16 protein-coding genes, 2 tRNA genes and 1 pseudogene are annotated in these 15,898 nt (G+C 59.1%); 11 read left to right on the top strand and 8 right to left on the bottom strand.

The features are described from left to right. Positions 1 to 6: 6 nt before the first annotated feature. From BRA49_RS02455 to minD, 7 genes and pseudogenes are all read right to left on the bottom strand, one after another. Positions 7 to 216 (bottom strand): annotated as a pseudogene (locus BRA49_RS02455) (zinc ribbon domain-containing protein); the annotation flags it as partial. Between the two features lie 32 nt (positions 217 to 248). Further along, on the bottom strand, positions 249 to 674 hold the full coding sequence (locus BRA49_RS13585) for an RNA-guided endonuclease InsQ/TnpB family protein (protein WP_394339097.1): 426 nt from the start codon (positions 672 to 674) through the stop codon (positions 249 to 251). A gap of 3 nt (positions 675 to 677) precedes the next feature. Beyond that, positions 678 to 1,088 (bottom strand): IS200/IS605 family transposase, encoded by a 411-nt coding sequence (gene tnpA / locus BRA49_RS02450; RefSeq protein WP_292383148.1) that lies wholly within the window; start codon positions 1,086 to 1,088, stop codon positions 678 to 680. A gap of 543 nt (positions 1,089 to 1,631) precedes the next feature. After that, positions 1,632 to 2,489: a damage-control phosphatase ARMT1 family protein gene (locus BRA49_RS02445; protein WP_292383146.1), complete on the bottom strand. Its 858-nt coding sequence runs from the start codon at positions 2,487 to 2,489 to the stop codon at positions 1,632 to 1,634. Positions 2,490 to 2,529: 40 nt separating this feature from the next. Then, positions 2,530 to 2,603: transfer RNA gene (locus BRA49_RS02440), tRNA-Pro, on the bottom strand. A 65-nt stretch (positions 2,604 to 2,668) separates the two neighbouring features. After that, positions 2,669 to 2,869 carry a hypothetical protein gene (locus BRA49_RS02435; RefSeq protein WP_292383144.1) on the bottom strand — a complete coding sequence of 67 codons (201 nt, stop codon included), beginning with the start codon at positions 2,867 to 2,869 and terminating at the stop codon, positions 2,669 to 2,671. Continuing rightward, the gene (minD, locus tag BRA49_RS02430; protein WP_292383143.1) at positions 2,862 to 3,653 is read right to left on the bottom strand and encodes a cell division ATPase MinD; all 792 of its coding nucleotides are present in this window, start codon (positions 3,651 to 3,653) and stop codon (positions 2,862 to 2,864) included. The genes BRA49_RS02435 and minD overlap by 8 nt, the downstream gene beginning before the upstream one ends. Before the next feature lie 398 nt (positions 3,654 to 4,051). Between minD and BRA49_RS02425 the strand changes: the two genes are divergently transcribed. Both BRA49_RS02425 and BRA49_RS02420 read left to right on the top strand, forming a co-directional pair. Then, complete coding sequence (locus BRA49_RS02425; RefSeq protein ID WP_292383141.1) at positions 4,052 to 4,411, top strand: roadblock/LC7 domain-containing protein; 360 nt, start codon at positions 4,052 to 4,054, stop codon at positions 4,409 to 4,411. Continuing rightward, complete coding sequence (locus BRA49_RS02420) at positions 4,411 to 5,046, top strand: response regulator (RefSeq protein ID WP_292383139.1); 636 nt, start codon at positions 4,411 to 4,413, stop codon at positions 5,044 to 5,046. The genes BRA49_RS02425 and BRA49_RS02420 overlap by 1 nt, the downstream gene beginning before the upstream one ends. Positions 5,047 to 5,173: 127 nt before the next feature. Here the strand turns inward: BRA49_RS02420 and BRA49_RS02415 are convergent, their stop codons facing one another. Then, the gene (locus BRA49_RS02415; protein WP_292383137.1) at positions 5,174 to 5,605 is read right to left on the bottom strand and encodes a phosphate-starvation-inducible PsiE family protein; all 432 of its coding nucleotides are present in this window, start codon (positions 5,603 to 5,605) and stop codon (positions 5,174 to 5,176) included. 191 nt (positions 5,606 to 5,796) lie between these two features. Here BRA49_RS02415 and BRA49_RS02410 point away from each other — a divergent pair. From BRA49_RS02410 to BRA49_RS02370, 9 genes are all read left to right on the top strand, one after another. Continuing rightward, positions 5,797 to 5,870, top strand: a tRNA-Lys gene (locus BRA49_RS02410). A gap of 80 nt (positions 5,871 to 5,950) precedes the next feature. Next, positions 5,951 to 6,202 carry a DNA-directed RNA polymerase subunit H gene (locus BRA49_RS02405; protein WP_292383136.1) on the top strand — a complete coding sequence of 84 codons (252 nt, stop codon included), beginning with the start codon at positions 5,951 to 5,953 and terminating at the stop codon, positions 6,200 to 6,202. Between the two features lie 25 nt (positions 6,203 to 6,227). Continuing rightward, positions 6,228 to 7,787, top strand: a complete 1,560-nt coding sequence (locus tag BRA49_RS02400; RefSeq protein WP_292383731.1) for a DNA-directed RNA polymerase subunit B'' — start codon at positions 6,228 to 6,230, stop codon at positions 7,785 to 7,787. Continuing rightward, on the top strand, positions 7,784 to 9,598 hold the full coding sequence (gene rpoB / locus BRA49_RS02395; protein WP_292383135.1) for a DNA-directed RNA polymerase subunit B: 1,815 nt from the start codon (positions 7,784 to 7,786) through the stop codon (positions 9,596 to 9,598). The genes BRA49_RS02400 and rpoB overlap by 4 nt, the downstream gene beginning before the upstream one ends. Before the next feature lie 21 nt (positions 9,599 to 9,619). After that, entirely contained in the window at positions 9,620 to 12,268 is a 2,649-nt protein-coding gene (locus tag BRA49_RS02390; RefSeq protein WP_292383133.1) for a DNA-directed RNA polymerase subunit A', read from the top strand. An 8-nt stretch (positions 12,269 to 12,276) separates the two neighbouring features. Next, complete coding sequence (gene rpoA2, locus BRA49_RS02385) at positions 12,277 to 13,437, top strand: DNA-directed RNA polymerase subunit A'' (protein ID WP_394339101.1); 1,161 nt, start codon at positions 12,277 to 12,279, stop codon at positions 13,435 to 13,437. A gap of 12 nt (positions 13,438 to 13,449) precedes the next feature. After that, on the top strand, positions 13,450 to 13,737 hold the full coding sequence (locus BRA49_RS02380; RefSeq protein WP_292383129.1) for a 50S ribosomal protein L30e: 288 nt from the start codon (positions 13,450 to 13,452) through the stop codon (positions 13,735 to 13,737). A 3-nt stretch (positions 13,738 to 13,740) separates the two neighbouring features. After that, a complete protein-coding gene (locus tag BRA49_RS02375) occupies positions 13,741 to 14,190 on the top strand; it encodes a NusA-like transcription termination signal-binding factor (RefSeq protein ID WP_292383127.1) in 450 nt (149 codons plus the stop codon). 453 nt (positions 14,191 to 14,643) lie between these two features. Further along, positions 14,644 to 15,849 (top strand): hypothetical protein, encoded by a 1,206-nt coding sequence (locus BRA49_RS02370; RefSeq protein ID WP_292383125.1) that lies wholly within the window; start codon positions 14,644 to 14,646, stop codon positions 15,847 to 15,849. Positions 15,850 to 15,898: the final 49 nt, after the last annotated feature.

Raw genomic sequence — 15,898 nt, 5'->3', positions numbered from 1 at the left:
GCTCAATCCACAGTACGGACAATTATGAACCCGATCCGATAACGTCTTTTTCACGAGTTGACCACATCGCGAACACATCTGTGACGTCTGTTTTGGATTAACAAGAACGACCGTACAACCCTGAGTTCCCGGTGAGTTAAGCACATGCGCTATTTTACCCTGAGCACTACCCTCCAATTTGGTCAAATTTATCCAAAATATCAACAAAATGGCCATATTCTAACAATCTAAACAGGGGGCTGATTCGCTTAATTATTAAGCACACCAACCAACTCATATATCGTCAAATATCCGATAATATTGGAATTTAGGTGAAACCCTGACTGCGAATACGTGATGCTATCGTAACGTCCATATCCTTTGAACCGTGGATAACCGGGATTCTCCCCGTTCTTTACGCGACGAAAGAACGCTTGAAGTGCAAGATCAACACGTTTCATAACATCTTGTAGCACTTGCGAATGCACTGTTTTTAATTCTGGTTTTTCACGTTTCCATATTGGCAACTGGCGCTTTGTTTCGAAATATGAAGTTTGTTTATCAGTTTCCCATGTGTTCTTCCGCATGGCAAGCGTATTGATATACACCCACCGACAAATGTCAAGCGTACGCTTGAGACACGTAACTTGTTTCTTTGTCGGATATAGTCTATAACGATACGCTTTGACTTCCATGTATCACTTCACCTTCTGCGTTTCAATATATCCTTGAATTACATCCTTCGTTACATCACCACAGGTTCCAACGTAATACGATGGATTCCATAGATGACCTTTCCATAATACTTTCCGTAACTCTGGATACGTTTCAAAGAGTTTTTTCGCAGTTACACCCTTCATAATTTTTACAATCGTGGCAGGTGCGAACTTTGGATGTGCCGTGATAAACAGATGAACATGATCGGGCATTATCTCTTGCATATGTAAAATAATCCCGTTGTCCTGTGCAATGGATTCGTGCAGTTCTTTCAACGTATTTACAATCTTACCCGTCAATACTTTACGGCGATATTTCACCGACCATACGTAATGATAATTGACATTGTATACGCATCCTCTCGCACTTATCCACTGCTCTTGTTTGACCATTACAAGAGTAAATATGCACCATGTGTATATACTATTTATGATTGTAGACGGCTGTATCCCGCCATTTTAATGGCGGGGATTAGCCTGCTACGATCCTAAAAATGAGGTGGGTCTGGTCTCATGAAATGAGGGTGGGGGGCCACACCCGAAGAATTCATGGCCCGGTGTAATCTCGCTTGTGGTCGCTGAAACATTGGTGCAGGGCGCCGTACCCGGCCTGCCCCTGACCGAACGCTTGTATGTGTGCTTTGGGTGGGTGTGGTAGGTGGTTGTTCGTGGTGATTGCTGATGGAATTGAATGACTGATGATCGCTGGGTGTGGTTTTCCCCGATCCAGTATCTATAGTGCGCATTATATAATATTTTCTAATAAATATGCGTGGTAATATATCCGCCTGAATACAAAATGAGGTCCTGTAATACTTCCTTTTTTCCGGAGGCTACCCCAAATGCAGGGAACGTCTGACCGACATCCATATATATAATCGTGGGGCCAGGCCATCTCGTCCGGCCTCCTCCGGCCGCACGCGCTCGCCTGGACGTTCACTCCCGGAGGAGGGCGACCCGGGAGCCGACGGAAATACCGATGTCCGCACCGATCGGGCCGCACTTGACCGACATCAGGTGAGCCACAGGAGGCAGGTCGCGGCAGTCGGAGAGCGACTCGTAGTTCGCCATGCCCTTGGCGATAATGAGCGTCGCTCGGTCCAGGGCATCGGTAAGGGGCGGCGGGGCGAGCTCGCGGTTGAGGCCAAGTTCGGCGATGCCGTCCGTGGTGGCGGCAAGCACGTCCGCCCGGCGGTCGAGTCCGAGCGCCACCGCGTCTTCTATCGTTGCGTCGTTTAAGATCGGCGCGCCCCGGACAGCAAACGTGACGTGCGACCCGTGCTCCTTGAGGTAGTCGACGAGAAGGGCGTCAAAGACGATCTCCCCGCAGTTGTCGGCGAGGTAGACCACCCGGTCTGTGAGACCCTCCATCGCGCCGGTATCGTCGACGGTCAGCCCCGCCGCAAACTCCCGGCGGAAGAATTCAACGAAGTTGTCGGTGACGGTGTGGGCCTTTGAGCCGTAGTCCAGCGTGTTGCCGATGACCGCCGCGAGCGCAAGGTCGCGGAACGTCGAGAGGTCGCCGCGTACCGCCAGAGAGACCGCTGCAGCATCCTCGTTGTTTGCCTCCTTCAGGGAGCGGTAGGGGTCGGCGTCGCCGATCATCCGGTAGGCGAGGCGGTGTACCCGGCTCGCAATGACGGGTGCCGGCACCGGGTCGGCGGCGATGCACCGGAGGAGGTCGCGGCACGCCCCGACGATCTTCTGAATACGCGCCGTATCGTCGATGCAGAGCCTGCTTTCGTATTCGACTCGAGAGATCAGACAATCCGTGCAGCCCTTATAGAATCTCATGCTGCAGATCCTTCTATTCGAGAAGAGAAAAATGGTACGATGGGGCCACTGCGATTTGAACGCAGGTCAGAAGACCCCCAGTCTCCTAGGATGGCCAGGCTACCCTATGGCCCCTCCCTTATACTATGTGAGGGAATCACACATATATCTTCGCTTTTGGGAGAGCGGAGATGGGAAATTTATCCTCGCGTTCTCTTGAACTCCTCGACATTCCGTGTCAACTGTTCCAGTTCGGTGCCGGTAAGCTCCATCCTGCCCGTCAACGAGGCGACCTCGGTAAGGAGCTGCTGGATACGCACGTACATGACGTACATAATAAACAGCAGGCAGATGATGGTTACTGAGAGCAGGACTATCATAATGGCGTTTATGTCAATCATATGATACTCTCCTGAATAGTGCGCGGGCGAGCCGTTCGATAAAGCCTTCCTGAGTGGGTCCGGGCTCCTTCTCAACAGGGAAGCCCGCTAACGAGGCTGCGATCTTCCGGAATGCTTTCGACGATTCGGATCCCGGAGACCTGACGACGACCGGTGTCCTCGCCGCTGCCGCCCTCCGCACGTCCGCGTCCTCGGGGATCATATCGATGATCGGGACGCCGAGGGTCTGCTCGATCTTTCTCCGGCTCATCTCGGTGCTTTCTGGCGTTACCCGGTTGAGGATGGCCCCTCCGACGGTACCGCCGATCGTCTCCGTCAGGATCTTGATCTTCAGGGCGTCCACGAGCGAGGAGATCTCAGGGTTCACCACCAGGAGTACCTCGTCCGCCACGGCGAGGGGTATGACGGCATCAGTGCTGATGCCGGCAGGCGCGTCAAAGAACAGGTAATCGCAGCGATCTGTAAGTTCACGCGCCACCTCTTTGAGCCTCTGCGGGTCTGCGTTCTGAAACCCCTGGAGCGACAGGCCGCTCGGCACGACCTTGAGGCCGTAAGGCCCTTCGTACATGGCATCCTGGAGCGACGCCTTCCCTGCCAGGACCTCGTGGAGCGTGACCGGTGTCTCTGCGAGCCCCAGCACCAGTCCGAGGTTGGCCATACCCATATCCGTATCGACGACGCAGGTCTCCCTGCCGTACTGAGCCAGTGCCGTTCCGAGATTCGCAGCCACGGTCGTCTTCCCGGTTCCTCCTTTCCCGGAGGCGATGGTGTAGGCCCTGATCATCTAAAACCGTCTCAAGGATAGATAGTAGTCGTCAAATTTAAACCTATTCGTTTGCTCTTCCCCGTCTGGAGACCAAAATATGTTTTAGCCGACGCAGGTGCTCTTGATAGGGCGGATCCGGCCGATGTGGGACGGCGGGTCTCTTCGCGATTCCGTCATAAGGTACCGTGAGTGTCTCCGTTCACCGGCGTCGCCCCGTCGACCGGTCCGGAGCCTTACAGTGCGCGCTATCAGTGATGCCTTACCCCCGCCAGCAGCCGGAATTGCCACTCTATTGCGACGAAATTGTAGGTAACGGCATCTTCGGGCCGAGGCTTATTCGATATTCATATATGATGCGACGCAGATATGTCTATTGAAGGTGGACCGGGGTCAGCCATATGAATAACTATCCCTTGATGGAAGAGGATGCCCGGAGATACGTCAATGAGATCAGGTCTATCCCCGGTGTCGTCGCATGCGCTCTCGTATCCTGTGAGGGTGTCGTTCTCTGTAAGTACTCCCGGGAAGGCAGCCTGTCATCGCCCCTCTTCGCGGCAATGTGTGCAACGGTTCTTGCATCGGCAGAGGCCGCTTGCGGTAGTGTCCGTATCCAGCGGCCGTCCATGGTCACCATCGCTGCATCCGACTCTGCAATCCTCATCGTAAGCGCAGAAGAGGCCGCCCTGATCGCAGCGGTAATAGATAAGTCTGCGGACCTCTCTACAGTACAGAGGCAATTGTCGGATATAGCAATCAGGATTGGAGGGGTGGCGTGATGTATACGATACTGGTCGTCGATGATAGTCCCATGATCGTCGACGTTTTTGTTACCATGCTGGAGCGTGGTGGCTATCGGCCAATCACCGCTTTTAGCGGTGAGGAGTGCCTGGAAGTCCTGAATAAAACCCCGCCGGATCTGGTCCTTCTGGATATTATGATGGAGCCGATGGATGGCTGGGAGACCCTCGGAAAGATCAAGACCAATCCTACGTCGCGTGATATCCCTATCCTCATGTTGACCGCAAAACCCCTCACCCCGGAGGAGGCCAACGAGTACGGCGCCTACATTGAGGACTATATCCTCAAGCCCACCACCCACCACCAGCTCTACGACGCCATCGAACATGTGCTGGCGCGCCGGCACTCCATCGCTGCCGATATCGAGCGGGCGCGCGAAGCCGGCGTGGACCCCCGGATCATCGATGAGTATGAACGCCTCTCAAAGAGCGTCGATATCAACAGGCGCCTCCTGAAGATCCTGGAGACCACCTACAGCATCAAGGATGCCCGGGTGGGAATGGGTGAGAGCATCACGAGAGCCATCAAGAGTATGGCGGCGAGCATCAAACTCCAGGAAGAGCGCCTGAATGAGGTCCGGGCCCAGTTCGCGGACATCTTCGAGGCACGGTGATCCTTCCTCTCTTCCCTCGCTTTCAAGAACCTTTCTTTTGTGTCTGTGCGCCCGCTCCGGGTGCGCCTTCCTATCGTTGCCGGTTCGGAGCCGTGCAGATGCCCGGGCCGCGCGGGCCGCTTCTGTCCTAATAACTCTCCGTGCGTTCCATTCGTCCGATATAGACGATAGCGATCGTCAGCACGAGGATCGCGACAAGCGTCATGCCGATGTCGATGGGCGTGACGGGCTCGACCCCGAAGGTCAGCACCCGCCGCACCATCGCGGTGATGCCCGCAACCAGGATCGGCGTCACCTGCACCCGGTTGGTTCTGAAGTAAACCGTCACGGTCTCCAGGATCTCTACGATGATGAGGGTCAGGAGGAGCGCGTGCAGCACCTGGAGCACACCCTGCGTCATGTCCTCGGCATGGATGAACGCCGCCAATTCCAGGACCACGTCGTAGAAGGAGAAGATCGCGAGCAGGGAGAGTGAGGCGGCGATGAGCAGGTATACCGCCAGCGTTACTCCGGATATGGCGGATATGGCTGTATCGACACGGATTTTAGAAGAAGTCATACGGGCACCCCGATCCGGGAGAATACGTATATGAACAGGTTATCCCCCGGGCATTAAATATTCCGGTGGGCCCCTGGCGAGAGGAGAATTGAAAGATTTATATCGTTAGACTGCGAATTATATGATACGCCCGAAAGGAATGTTTTTATACTATTCTTGCATTGTAATAATGCTGGATGGCAGTACGCGCGGGGTCTATAGCTCAGTTAGGTAGAGCGCCTGGCTTTTAACCAGGTGGTCGGGGGTTCAAATCCCCTTGGGCCCGTTGCCATGGGCGATGTCTATGGATTTTGATAAGGTGATGCATTCTGATACGCAACTCTTTCGTCGGTGAGGTGTAGGCCGATGGGCACCTCACTTGACGTACTCAGTCATGAGATGGTTCCGGACCATCAGATTATGGACGGCGAAGAGGCCAAGGATCTTCTTGCGACGTACCATATCTCTTTAGAGCAACTGCCGAAAATTTACCATGACGACCCGGCAGTAAAAGCTATTGGCGGCGATGTCGGGAACGTCATCAGGATTACTCGTGACAGTCGCACGGCAGGCAGGGCAGAGGCCTACCGCCTCGTCGTGAAGAGACCAAAGAAATAATGCAAAGGCCGGGGAGCTGATCCATCTGTTAGATAGAAGTGTTTTATCGAGAGCATACTTTTCACGGGAGCATGTGGCGCGTCACCAGTTAGACTCTTATAATAACTTCCTCCTGCACAACCTCCAGAAAGTCGTTGATGAACAACGTGTCATCGAGACCGATATTGAGACCCGTGGGAAAGGTAAAGAGGCTGTATGGGTTGAACTGGGCACGATCGAGGTGAAGAAGCCCCGGGTCCGTGAGGCGGACGGGTCGCAGTCCGAGCTCTTCCCGAGCGAGGCACGCCTCCGGAACCTCACGTATGCGGCACCGATCCAGCTCGAGATGACGCTCGTCCAGGGTGAGGAGCCGCAGGATCCGATCGTCACCATCATCGGGCAGCTGCCGGTGATGGTGGGCTCGGCCGCCTGCAACCTCTACAACCTGAGCGATGCCGAGCGGACCGCGCACGGCGAGGACCCGCTCGATCCCGGCGGCTACTTCATCGTCAACGGCACCGAGCGCGTGCTGATGACGCTTGAGGACCTCGCCTCGAACAAGATCATGACCGAGTTCACCGAGCGCTACAACGAGCGGATCTATGTGGCGAAGGTCTTCTCGCAGTACCGGGGCTACCGGGCGCTCGTGATCGTCGAGCGGAACCGCAAGAACCTGCTCGAGGTCTCGTTCCCCTCGGTCGCCGGGCACCTCCGTTTCGTCGACCTGATGCGGGCGTTGGGGCTCCAGGGCGACCACGACATCGTGGAGGCGGTCTCGACCGATGAGGAGATCCTCACCTTCATGATGCAGAACCTGGAGGAGAGCGAGTGCGACACCGTCGACGACGGCGTCATGTACGTCGGAAAGAAACTCGCCCCCAACCAGACCAGGGACTACCAGAGGAAGCGGGCGGAGTTCGTCCTCGACAACTACCTCCTTCCGCACTTAAATTACCTGATGCCGGTGGGCTTAAAAGAGGAGGACCCCGGCTACCGGTCGGCAGTCGAGGGTGTCCGTCTTGCAAAGGCGCACTTCCTCGGCCGCATGGCCGAAGCCTGTTTCGACCTGGTACTTGATAGGCGCCGGATCGACGATAAGGACCACTACTCGAATAAACGGCTGAAACTTGCCGGCGACCTGATGGAAGACCTCTTCCGGATCTCGCTCAACCGTCTGACAAGGGACGTGAAGTACCAACTCGAGCGGGCCAGCATGCGCCACCGCGACCTCTCGATCGGGACCGCGGTGCGTGCGGACGTCCTGACCGAGCGGCTGCTCCACCCGCTTGCCACCGGCAACTGGGTGGGCGGGCGCACCGGTGTTTCGCAGCTCCTGGACCGGGTCGACCACATGGCGGTGCTCTCGCACCTCCGACGCGTGATCTCCCCGCTCTCCCGTTCCCAGCCTCACTTCGAGGCCCGTGACCTGCACCCCACCCAGTGGGGCCGGATCTGCCCGAGCGAGACTCCTGAGGGTCCGAACTGTGGCCTGGTGAAGAACTTCGCCCAGATGGTCGAGATCAGTAAGGGCGTTCTCGACGAAGAGGAAGTGAAGAACATTCTGTACGATATGGGCGTCATCGCCCTCCGGAGGGAGACGGCATGAGGCAGTCACGCGTCTTCGTCGACGGTGCCCTGATCGGGCTCGTGGACGACCCCCGGGACCTGGTCGGGCGGATGCGCGATATGCGCCGGCGCGGCGAGATCCCCGGAGAGGTCAACGTCTCCTACAAGGAGTTCAACAACGACGTCATCATCCACACCGATCGTGGGAGAGCACGCCGGCCCCTGATCGTGGTCAGGGACGGCAAAGCGCTGGTGACCGAGGGCGATCTCGAACTCATCAAGAGCGGCGAGATGACCTTTGCAGACGTGGTGAAGAAGGGCGCGATCGAGTTTGTCGATGCCGAGGAGGAGGAGGATCTCTTCATCGCCATCAACGAGGCGGACCTCACCCTCGAGCACACCCACCTCGAGATCGACCCCTCGCTCATCCTGGGTATCGGTGCGGCGCACGTCCCGTTCCCCGAACACAACGCCAGTCCGCGTGTCACGATGGGCGCAGGGATGGTCAAGCAGGCGCTCGGGTTCGGTTCCTCGAACATGAAACTCCGCCCCGACACCCGGGGGCACATGCTCCACTACGTCCAGAAACCCCTCACTTACACCCAGACCTCCGACGTGATCGGCTCCGACGACCGGCCTGCAGGCCAGAACTTCGTCGTCGCGATCATCTCCTACGAAGGCTTCAATATTGAAGATGCGCTGGTCATCAACAAGGCCTCGATCGACCGTGGTCTTGGGCGCTCGCATTTCTTCCGCACCTATGACGGCGAGGAGCGGCGCTACCCCGGTGGCCAGGTCGACAGGATCCAGGTTCCGGATGAAGAGGTCTCCGGTGCGCACGGTGCCGAGTACTACGCGAACCTCGATATCGACGGCGTCATCAACCCCGAGACGGTCGTCCGCGAGAAAGACGTGCTGATCGGGAAGACCTCTCCGCCGAGGTTCCTCGAAGAACCGACGAGCGAGTTGATCGCCGTCGAAAAAAGACGCGACACCTCGGTCACGATGCGGAGCAACGAGCACGGTATCGTGGATACGGTCATCATCACCGAGGGCGAGAACTCCTCGCGCCTCGTGAAGGTCCGGACCCGTGACCTCCGGGTGCCGGAGGTCGGCGACAAGTTCGCGTCCCGGCATGGTCAGAAGGGTGTTATCGGGTTGATCCAGTCTTCGGCGGATATGCCGTTCACCGAGTCGGGTATGACGCCCGACCTGATCATCAACCCCCACGCGGTCCCGAGCCGTATGACCATCGGACATATGCTCGAGATGCTGGGCGGTAAGGTCGGATCCCTCGAGGGACGCCGGATCAACGCGACCGCGTTCCGCGGCGAGCGCGAAGCGGAGCTCAGGAGTTCGCTCAAGGAACTCGGATTTGCTCACAGCGGCCGCGAAGTGATGTACGACGGTATCACCGGGCGGCAGTTCGCTGCCGACATCTACATCGGCGTCATCTACTACCAGAAACTCTATCACATGGTATCGAGCAAGATGCACGCGCGGTCGCGCGGTCCCGTGCAGGTGCTCACCCGCCAGCCGACCGAAGGGCGTGCCCGCGAGGGTGGTCTCCGGTTCGGTGAGATGGAGCGGGATGTGATGATCGGCCACGGCGCGGCCATGGCCTTGAAAGAGCGGCTGCTCGACGAGTCGGACAAGGTGACCCAGTGGGTCTGCGCGAAGTGCGGTATGGTGGCGATGCTCGACCGGAAGAGAAAGATCACGCGGTGCCTTGCCTGCGGCAGCGAGACGGATATCTACCCTGTCGAGATGAGTTACGCATTCAAGCTCCTTCTTGACGAGATGAAGAGCATGGGCATCGCTCCCCGCCTGAGACTCGACGATATGGTATAAGAGAGGGGGCGCAATCAAACTATGACCAGTCCAAAACGTGTTGGAAGGATCGAGTTCGGGCTCTTCTCCCCGAAGGAGATCCGTAAAATGAGCGTCCGGAAGATCATCTGGGCGGACACCTATGATGACGACGGGTTTCCCTACCCGCAGGGCCTGATGGACCTGAACCTGGGCGTCATCGACCCCGGCCTCCGGTGTAAGACCTGCGACCAGAAGGCGGCCGATTGTCCGGGTCATTTCGGGCACATCGAACTCGCGAAGCCCGTCATCCACGTCGGCTACACCCGGCTGATCCGGAAACTCCTCCGGGTGACCTGCCGGTCCTGTTCCCGCCTGCTGATGACGGCCGAAGAGGTCGAGAAGATCGTCGGGCCCGAAGACAGCGATCTCGCATCTGAGGTCGTATCAGAGAAAGATATCAAGAAAGAACGGGTCTGCCCCCACTGCGGGGAGCAGCAACTCAAGATCAACTTCGAGAAACCGACGACCTTCTCCGAGGTCTTCGTGGAGGAAGGGCGGAAGGTTGAGCACAAACTGACCCCGGCCGACATCAGGGCGCGCCTCGAGAAGATCCCGGACGAGGACCTGCGGGCCCTGGGGGTCAACCCTGATGTCGCGCGGCCGGAGTGGACAATTCTCACCGTCCTCCCGGTCCCGCCGGTCACGATGCGCCCCTCGATCATTCTCGAGAACGGGCAGCGGTCCGAGGACGACCTGACCCACAAACTCGTGGACATCATCAGGATCAACCAGCGGTTCAAGGAGAACCAGGACGCCGGCGCGCCCCAGTTGATCATCGAGGATCTCTGGGAACTCCTGCAGTACCATGTCACCACCTACCTCGACAACGAGGTGGCGGGGTGCCCGCCTGCGCGGCACCGGAGCGGCCGACCGTTAAAGACCCTGTCGCAGCGTCTCAAGGGGAAGGAAGGCCGTTTCCGCGGCTCGCTCTCCGGCAAGCGTGTGAACTTCTCCGCCCGTACTGTGATCTCGCCCGACCCGAACCTCTCGATAGGCGAGGTCGGCATCCCGCTTGCTATTGCAAACGAGATGACCCTTCCCATCCGGGTGACCCAGTTCAATCTCGAGGAGATGCGGCAGTATGTCTTGAACGGCCCCGGGCGTCCCACCACCCGGTCCCCCTGCGGCGCGAACTACGCCATCAGGCCCGACAACCGGAGGGTGCGGTTGTCCGACGTAAACCTGGAGACGGTCGCGGAGATGATCGAGCCCGGCTGGACCGTGGAGCGGCAGTTGAAAGATGCGGATATCGTCCTCTTCAACCGGCAGCCCTCGTTGCACCGGATGAGCATCATGGCCCACCGGGTCGTCGTGATGGATGGGAAGACCTTCCGGCTGAACCCGGCCGTCTGCCCGCCCTACAACGCCGACTTCGACGGCGACGAGATGAACCTGCATATCCCGCAGACCGAGGAGGCGCGGGCCGAGGCCGAGATTCTGGTCTCGGTGCAGGCGAACATCCTTTCACCGAGGACCGGCGGCCCGATCATCGGCGGTATCCACGACCACATCTCGGGCATCTTCCTCCTGACGCACACGGTTCGCCACTTCGACAAGGAGACGACACTCTATCTCATTCAGCATATGTCCGTCGAGCACCTGCCCGAGCCGGACAGACTGGATGAGAACGGGAACCCTCTCTGGACCAACAAACAGGTCTTCTCGCTCGTCCTCCCCGATGACCTGAACATGGTCTTCCACGCCTCGTCGTGCCAGAACTGCGAGACCTGCAAGCGCGAGCTCTGCGAAAACGATGCGTTCGTCCGGATCGTCGACGGAAACCTGCTCATGGGCACCATCGACAAGAAGGGGATCGGCGCGTTCGACGGCCAGATCCTGCACCGGATCATACGGCAGCACGGCATGAAGCGTGCTGCCCGGTTCATCGACGACGTGACCAAGCTCTCGATTCGGGGCATCATGCTCAAGGGGTTCTCGTTCGGCATCGATGACGAAGACCTTACCCGGACCGAGTACGGCCAGATCGACGAGGTGTTGAGCGGCGCTCTCAGCGACGTCCATCGCCGGATCAAGATCTACAACGAGGGGCAACTCGAGCCGATGCCGGGACGGACACTTGAGGAGACGCTCGAGATGCAGATCATGCAGGTGCTCGGCAAGGCCCGTGACCGCACCGGTGAGATCGCCGGGCGGCACCTTGGTATGGACAACACCGCCGTGGTGATGGCGGTCTCCGGTGCCCGTGGATCGATGCTGAACCTGACGCAGATGGCCGGGTGTCTCGGGCAGCAGTCTGTCCGTGGCGAGCGGATCGTGCGTGGCTACGAGGACCGGACCCTGCCGCACTTCCGGCGCAACGACCGTGGTGCAGAGGCGCACGGGTTCGTCACCAACAGTTACAAGAGCGGCCTCACCCCCACCGAGTTCTTCTTCCATGCTATCGGTGGGCGTGAAGGTCTCGTGGACACGGCGGTCCGGACGTCGCAGAGCGGGTACCTGCAGCGGCGGATGATCAACGCCCTGCAGGACCTCAAGGTGGCATACGACGGCACCGTCCGGACGACGGGCGGCCGAATCATCCAGTTCTGCTACGGCGAGGACGGGACCGACCCCGGCAGGAGCAGTTACGGCGCCCCGGTGGACGTGAAAGGCATCGTGGAGAGCGTCTTAAAGGAGGAGGTCAAGTGAACAGCGATATGGAGCAGCGGATCGATGCCCTCGATCTGCCTTACCGGACCCGGGAAGACCTGAAGGCAAGCCTTACAGGGAAGGACCTCACCGACGAGCAGTTCGACCGGATCCTCACGATGGTCTTCTCCGAGTATAAGAAGAGCCGGATCGAGCCCTGCGAGGCGGTCGGCGTCGTCGCGGCACAATCCATCGGCGAGCCCGGCACCCAGATGACGATGCGAACCTTCCACTACGCGGGTGTGGCCGAGATCAACGTTACCCTCGGCCTCCCTCGCCTCATCGAGATCATGGACGCCCGGCGGGAACCGAGCACCCCCACGATGGCGATCTACCTGCAGGACGACTGGGCGTTCAACCGTGACCGCGCCCGTGAGGTGAGCTGGCAGATCGAGGCCGCGCCGCTTCATGAGTTCGGAGACATCACCATCGACATGGAGAACATGCAGGTCCTCGTCCTGTTAAACAAGTCGGTTTGCGACCGGCGGAAGATCGGGGTGGAGGAGATCTTCGAGGTGGGACCGAGGAAGATCCGGGAGAAGCGGCACTTCCGCGACTTCGATGTCGAAGGAGACGTGAAGAAGGTGTCGCTCACATTCACCCCCAAGAACCGAGAGAGCTACCAGAACCTCTTCCAGCTCGCAGAACATGTCAGGAACGTCATTGTCCAGGGTATCGACGATATCGAGCGGGTCGTCGCCAGAAAGGAGGGCGGAGAGTATATCCTTTATACTGAGGGCTCCAACCTAAAAGATGTCTTCGAAGTCGAGGGAGTCGATACCTCCCGCACCCGGAGCAACAACATCAGCGAGATCGCCGATGTCCTCGGGATCGAGGCAGGCCGGGACGCGATCATCCGGGAGGCCTTGAGCACCCTGAACGAACAGGGTATCGGCGTCGATGTCCGTCATATCATGCTCGTCGCCGATATGATGTGCATGGACGGCGAGGTCAAGCAGATCGGCCGGCACGGTATTGCCGGTGAGAAGGAGAGCGTCCTCTCCCGGGCAGCATTCGAGGTAACGGTCAACCACTTGCTCGATGCAGCAATCGCGAACGAGGTGGACGAATTGAACGGTGTCACCGAGAACGTGATCGTGGGCCAGCCCATTCAGCTCGGCACCGGTGATGTGAAACTCATCGCAAAACCCACAAACCTGAAAATCTAGGAGAATCATAATATGGACTTTAATGCTTCACTACGCAAAGCCGTGAAGACTGGTACAGTGTTCCTCGGACAGAACAAGACCCAGGAATGCATCGAGGAAGGTAAGGCCAAACTTGTCGTGGTGGCCAAAAACAGCCCCGAATCCGTCAAAAATATCGTGAAAGAGATCGATATCCCTGTCTACGTCTACGAGGGCTCGAGTGTCCAGCTCGGGAAAGCCTGCGGTATGCCCTACGTCGTCAGTGCCCTTGCCGTGGTCGAGCCAGGTGAATCCGATATCCTGAATGTTGCGAGAGTGTAGACAATGCCACAGGTCGTGCTGACTGAAGAGTGCATGCGCCTCATTTCGCAGTTCGAGAGCCTCACCGGCGCGGGGAGCCGCGATTGCATTGTTGACAACCGCAATGAGCGCATCATATTCGTGATCAACCCCGGCGATATGGGACTTGCCATCGGTAAGAGCGGGTCGAGCATCAAGAAGGCATCCGATGTGATGGGCAAGAGGATCGAGGTCGTGGAATACTCCGCGGACCCCGGTCAGTTCCTCCGGAATTGCTTCCTCCCGGCTCAGGTCACCGCTATCGACTTCGACACCAACGAGGAGGACCAGCAGGTCGCCCTCGTTGAGGTTCGGGATGAGGACCGGGGCCTTGCCATCGGCAAAGCGGGGAAGAACATCTTCAAGGCAAAGGTTCTTGCACAGCGGCAGCACGACATCGCCGATGTCCAGCTGGCGCAGAACGAGATGGCCTGAACCCCCTCTCTTTTTGTCGTAGTTCTGTATTCTCTCATCGAGAGCGGATTTCTTCGTTCCTGCCCTGCCGGGTGCCGCATCTGGAGAGACTACGGGTGCCGGGGCATCTTCTGACAGAGCCGTTCCCCGCAGGGGGTTTCAGGCGGCCTCCAATCAGGAAATTATTTATACTTGCCCGGGCTCCATGACACTCTCATGAAGAGAGGATCTGGACAGGTGATAGAGCCTCGCGTCGTCTGCAGCAGAACAGCAGAGGTGCCGGGAGTGGCCTCGTTGAGGCGCCTTCTCCCCGTGTTTCTGGTTCTGGCACTCTGTATCGGCATGGCTGCCCCGTTCGCGTCCGCTCTCCCGGAAACCGGGGATGAAAAGTCCGTCACCGCAAGGATGCCGGCGGATCCCGCCCCGGCGGCTGCCTCCGAGGAGAAAGAGGTCACAGCGAGGCCTGCTCCCCTCGTGAGCGAACCCCCCACGCTGACGGAGATGGCAACGCCCATCAACGAAGAGACAACGGCAGTCACGTCTGCGGCGAATGAGACCCCTGCCGCGGAACCTGTGGCAACGGTCTTCTTCGGCACTGCCGATACCGACGATGGCGCTGATGCCGATACCGACGATGACGCTGATGCCGATACCGACGGTGGCGCTGATGCCGATACTGACGATGACGCTGAGGAGCCGATGCCGACCCTGGAACGGGAGGCCCCTCCGCGACCGGGCGCGACGATGGCAAAATCTCATCAGTGGCACGACCGTCCGCTGGCCCTGAGCGACCACCAGCTCGTCAGCCCCATCAGACCGTCTCTCACCCCCGGGGCGAATGAGACCGTGGCACCGCCTGCAGTCGTTGAGCCGCGCGACGGCCTGTTCGTCAAAGGGGTCGGGCTGATCCTCGACCAGACCCCGGAAGACGTCGCCCTCACCCGGAGCGGGGTGGAGATCGCGAACCTCGAATGGCTGCTCGACCCTGCCATGCGCCTTGCCGGCCGACACCCGCGGGCGGTCTTCGAGGGGGAGACGTTCACCGTCACCGTGACGATCGAGGCCCGGAACCTGACGGCGACGGGGACGAGCCCGGCCTATGTCGTCCTGGTGCCCCCCCCGGGCGAGACCGGGGTCTACGAGATCACGCGGACCCGCGAGCCCCCGAGCCTCCGGGACGGAGAACGCGGCGTCTGGGAGTTCTCGGTCGCCACCCGGACCGGGAGACTGACGGTTGTAAACCTCACCCTCCCCGAGGAGCGGCTGGTCACGAACCTGACGTCGAACCCGGACCTCTTTGCCTTCCGGGCATACGCCCTCGTCGGCAACCAGGAGGTCCCTTCTTCGGGCATTTCCGACCCGGTGCTCTCAATCCGGCCTGACGGGGATACGGGCGTTGCGGAGGCATCTCTTCCTGAACTCTACACGCTGGCCGGGATCGAGGCCTCGGATCTCCGGCCGTCGGAGACGATGGCCGGGGCGTGGGAGCGGGGCGTCGGCCACGAGACGATCGTCGCCGGAGCGGTCGGGCACCTTGAGGCCCTGCGCGGTCTTGGAAAGGAGGAGGTGGCGGCCTTCTATGCCGTGGAAGGGGGAACCGGGACGGAGGAGCCGGCCGCGTCCCCGTCGTCGCCGCTTGACTGGCTTCTCCAACTCTTCAGCGGGCTATTTGGATCTTGAGCACCGGAGGTTCGGGTCCCTCACCCTTCGCACCTGACGGTGCTCGAAC

The organism is Methanoculleus sp. UBA430, from assembly GCF_002506585.1.
Classification (GTDB): domain Archaea; phylum Halobacteriota; class Methanomicrobia; order Methanomicrobiales; family Methanoculleaceae; genus Methanoculleus.
The sequence above is the reverse complement of the archived record's forward strand: the minus strand, read 5'-3'. Positions and strand labels throughout refer to the sequence as shown.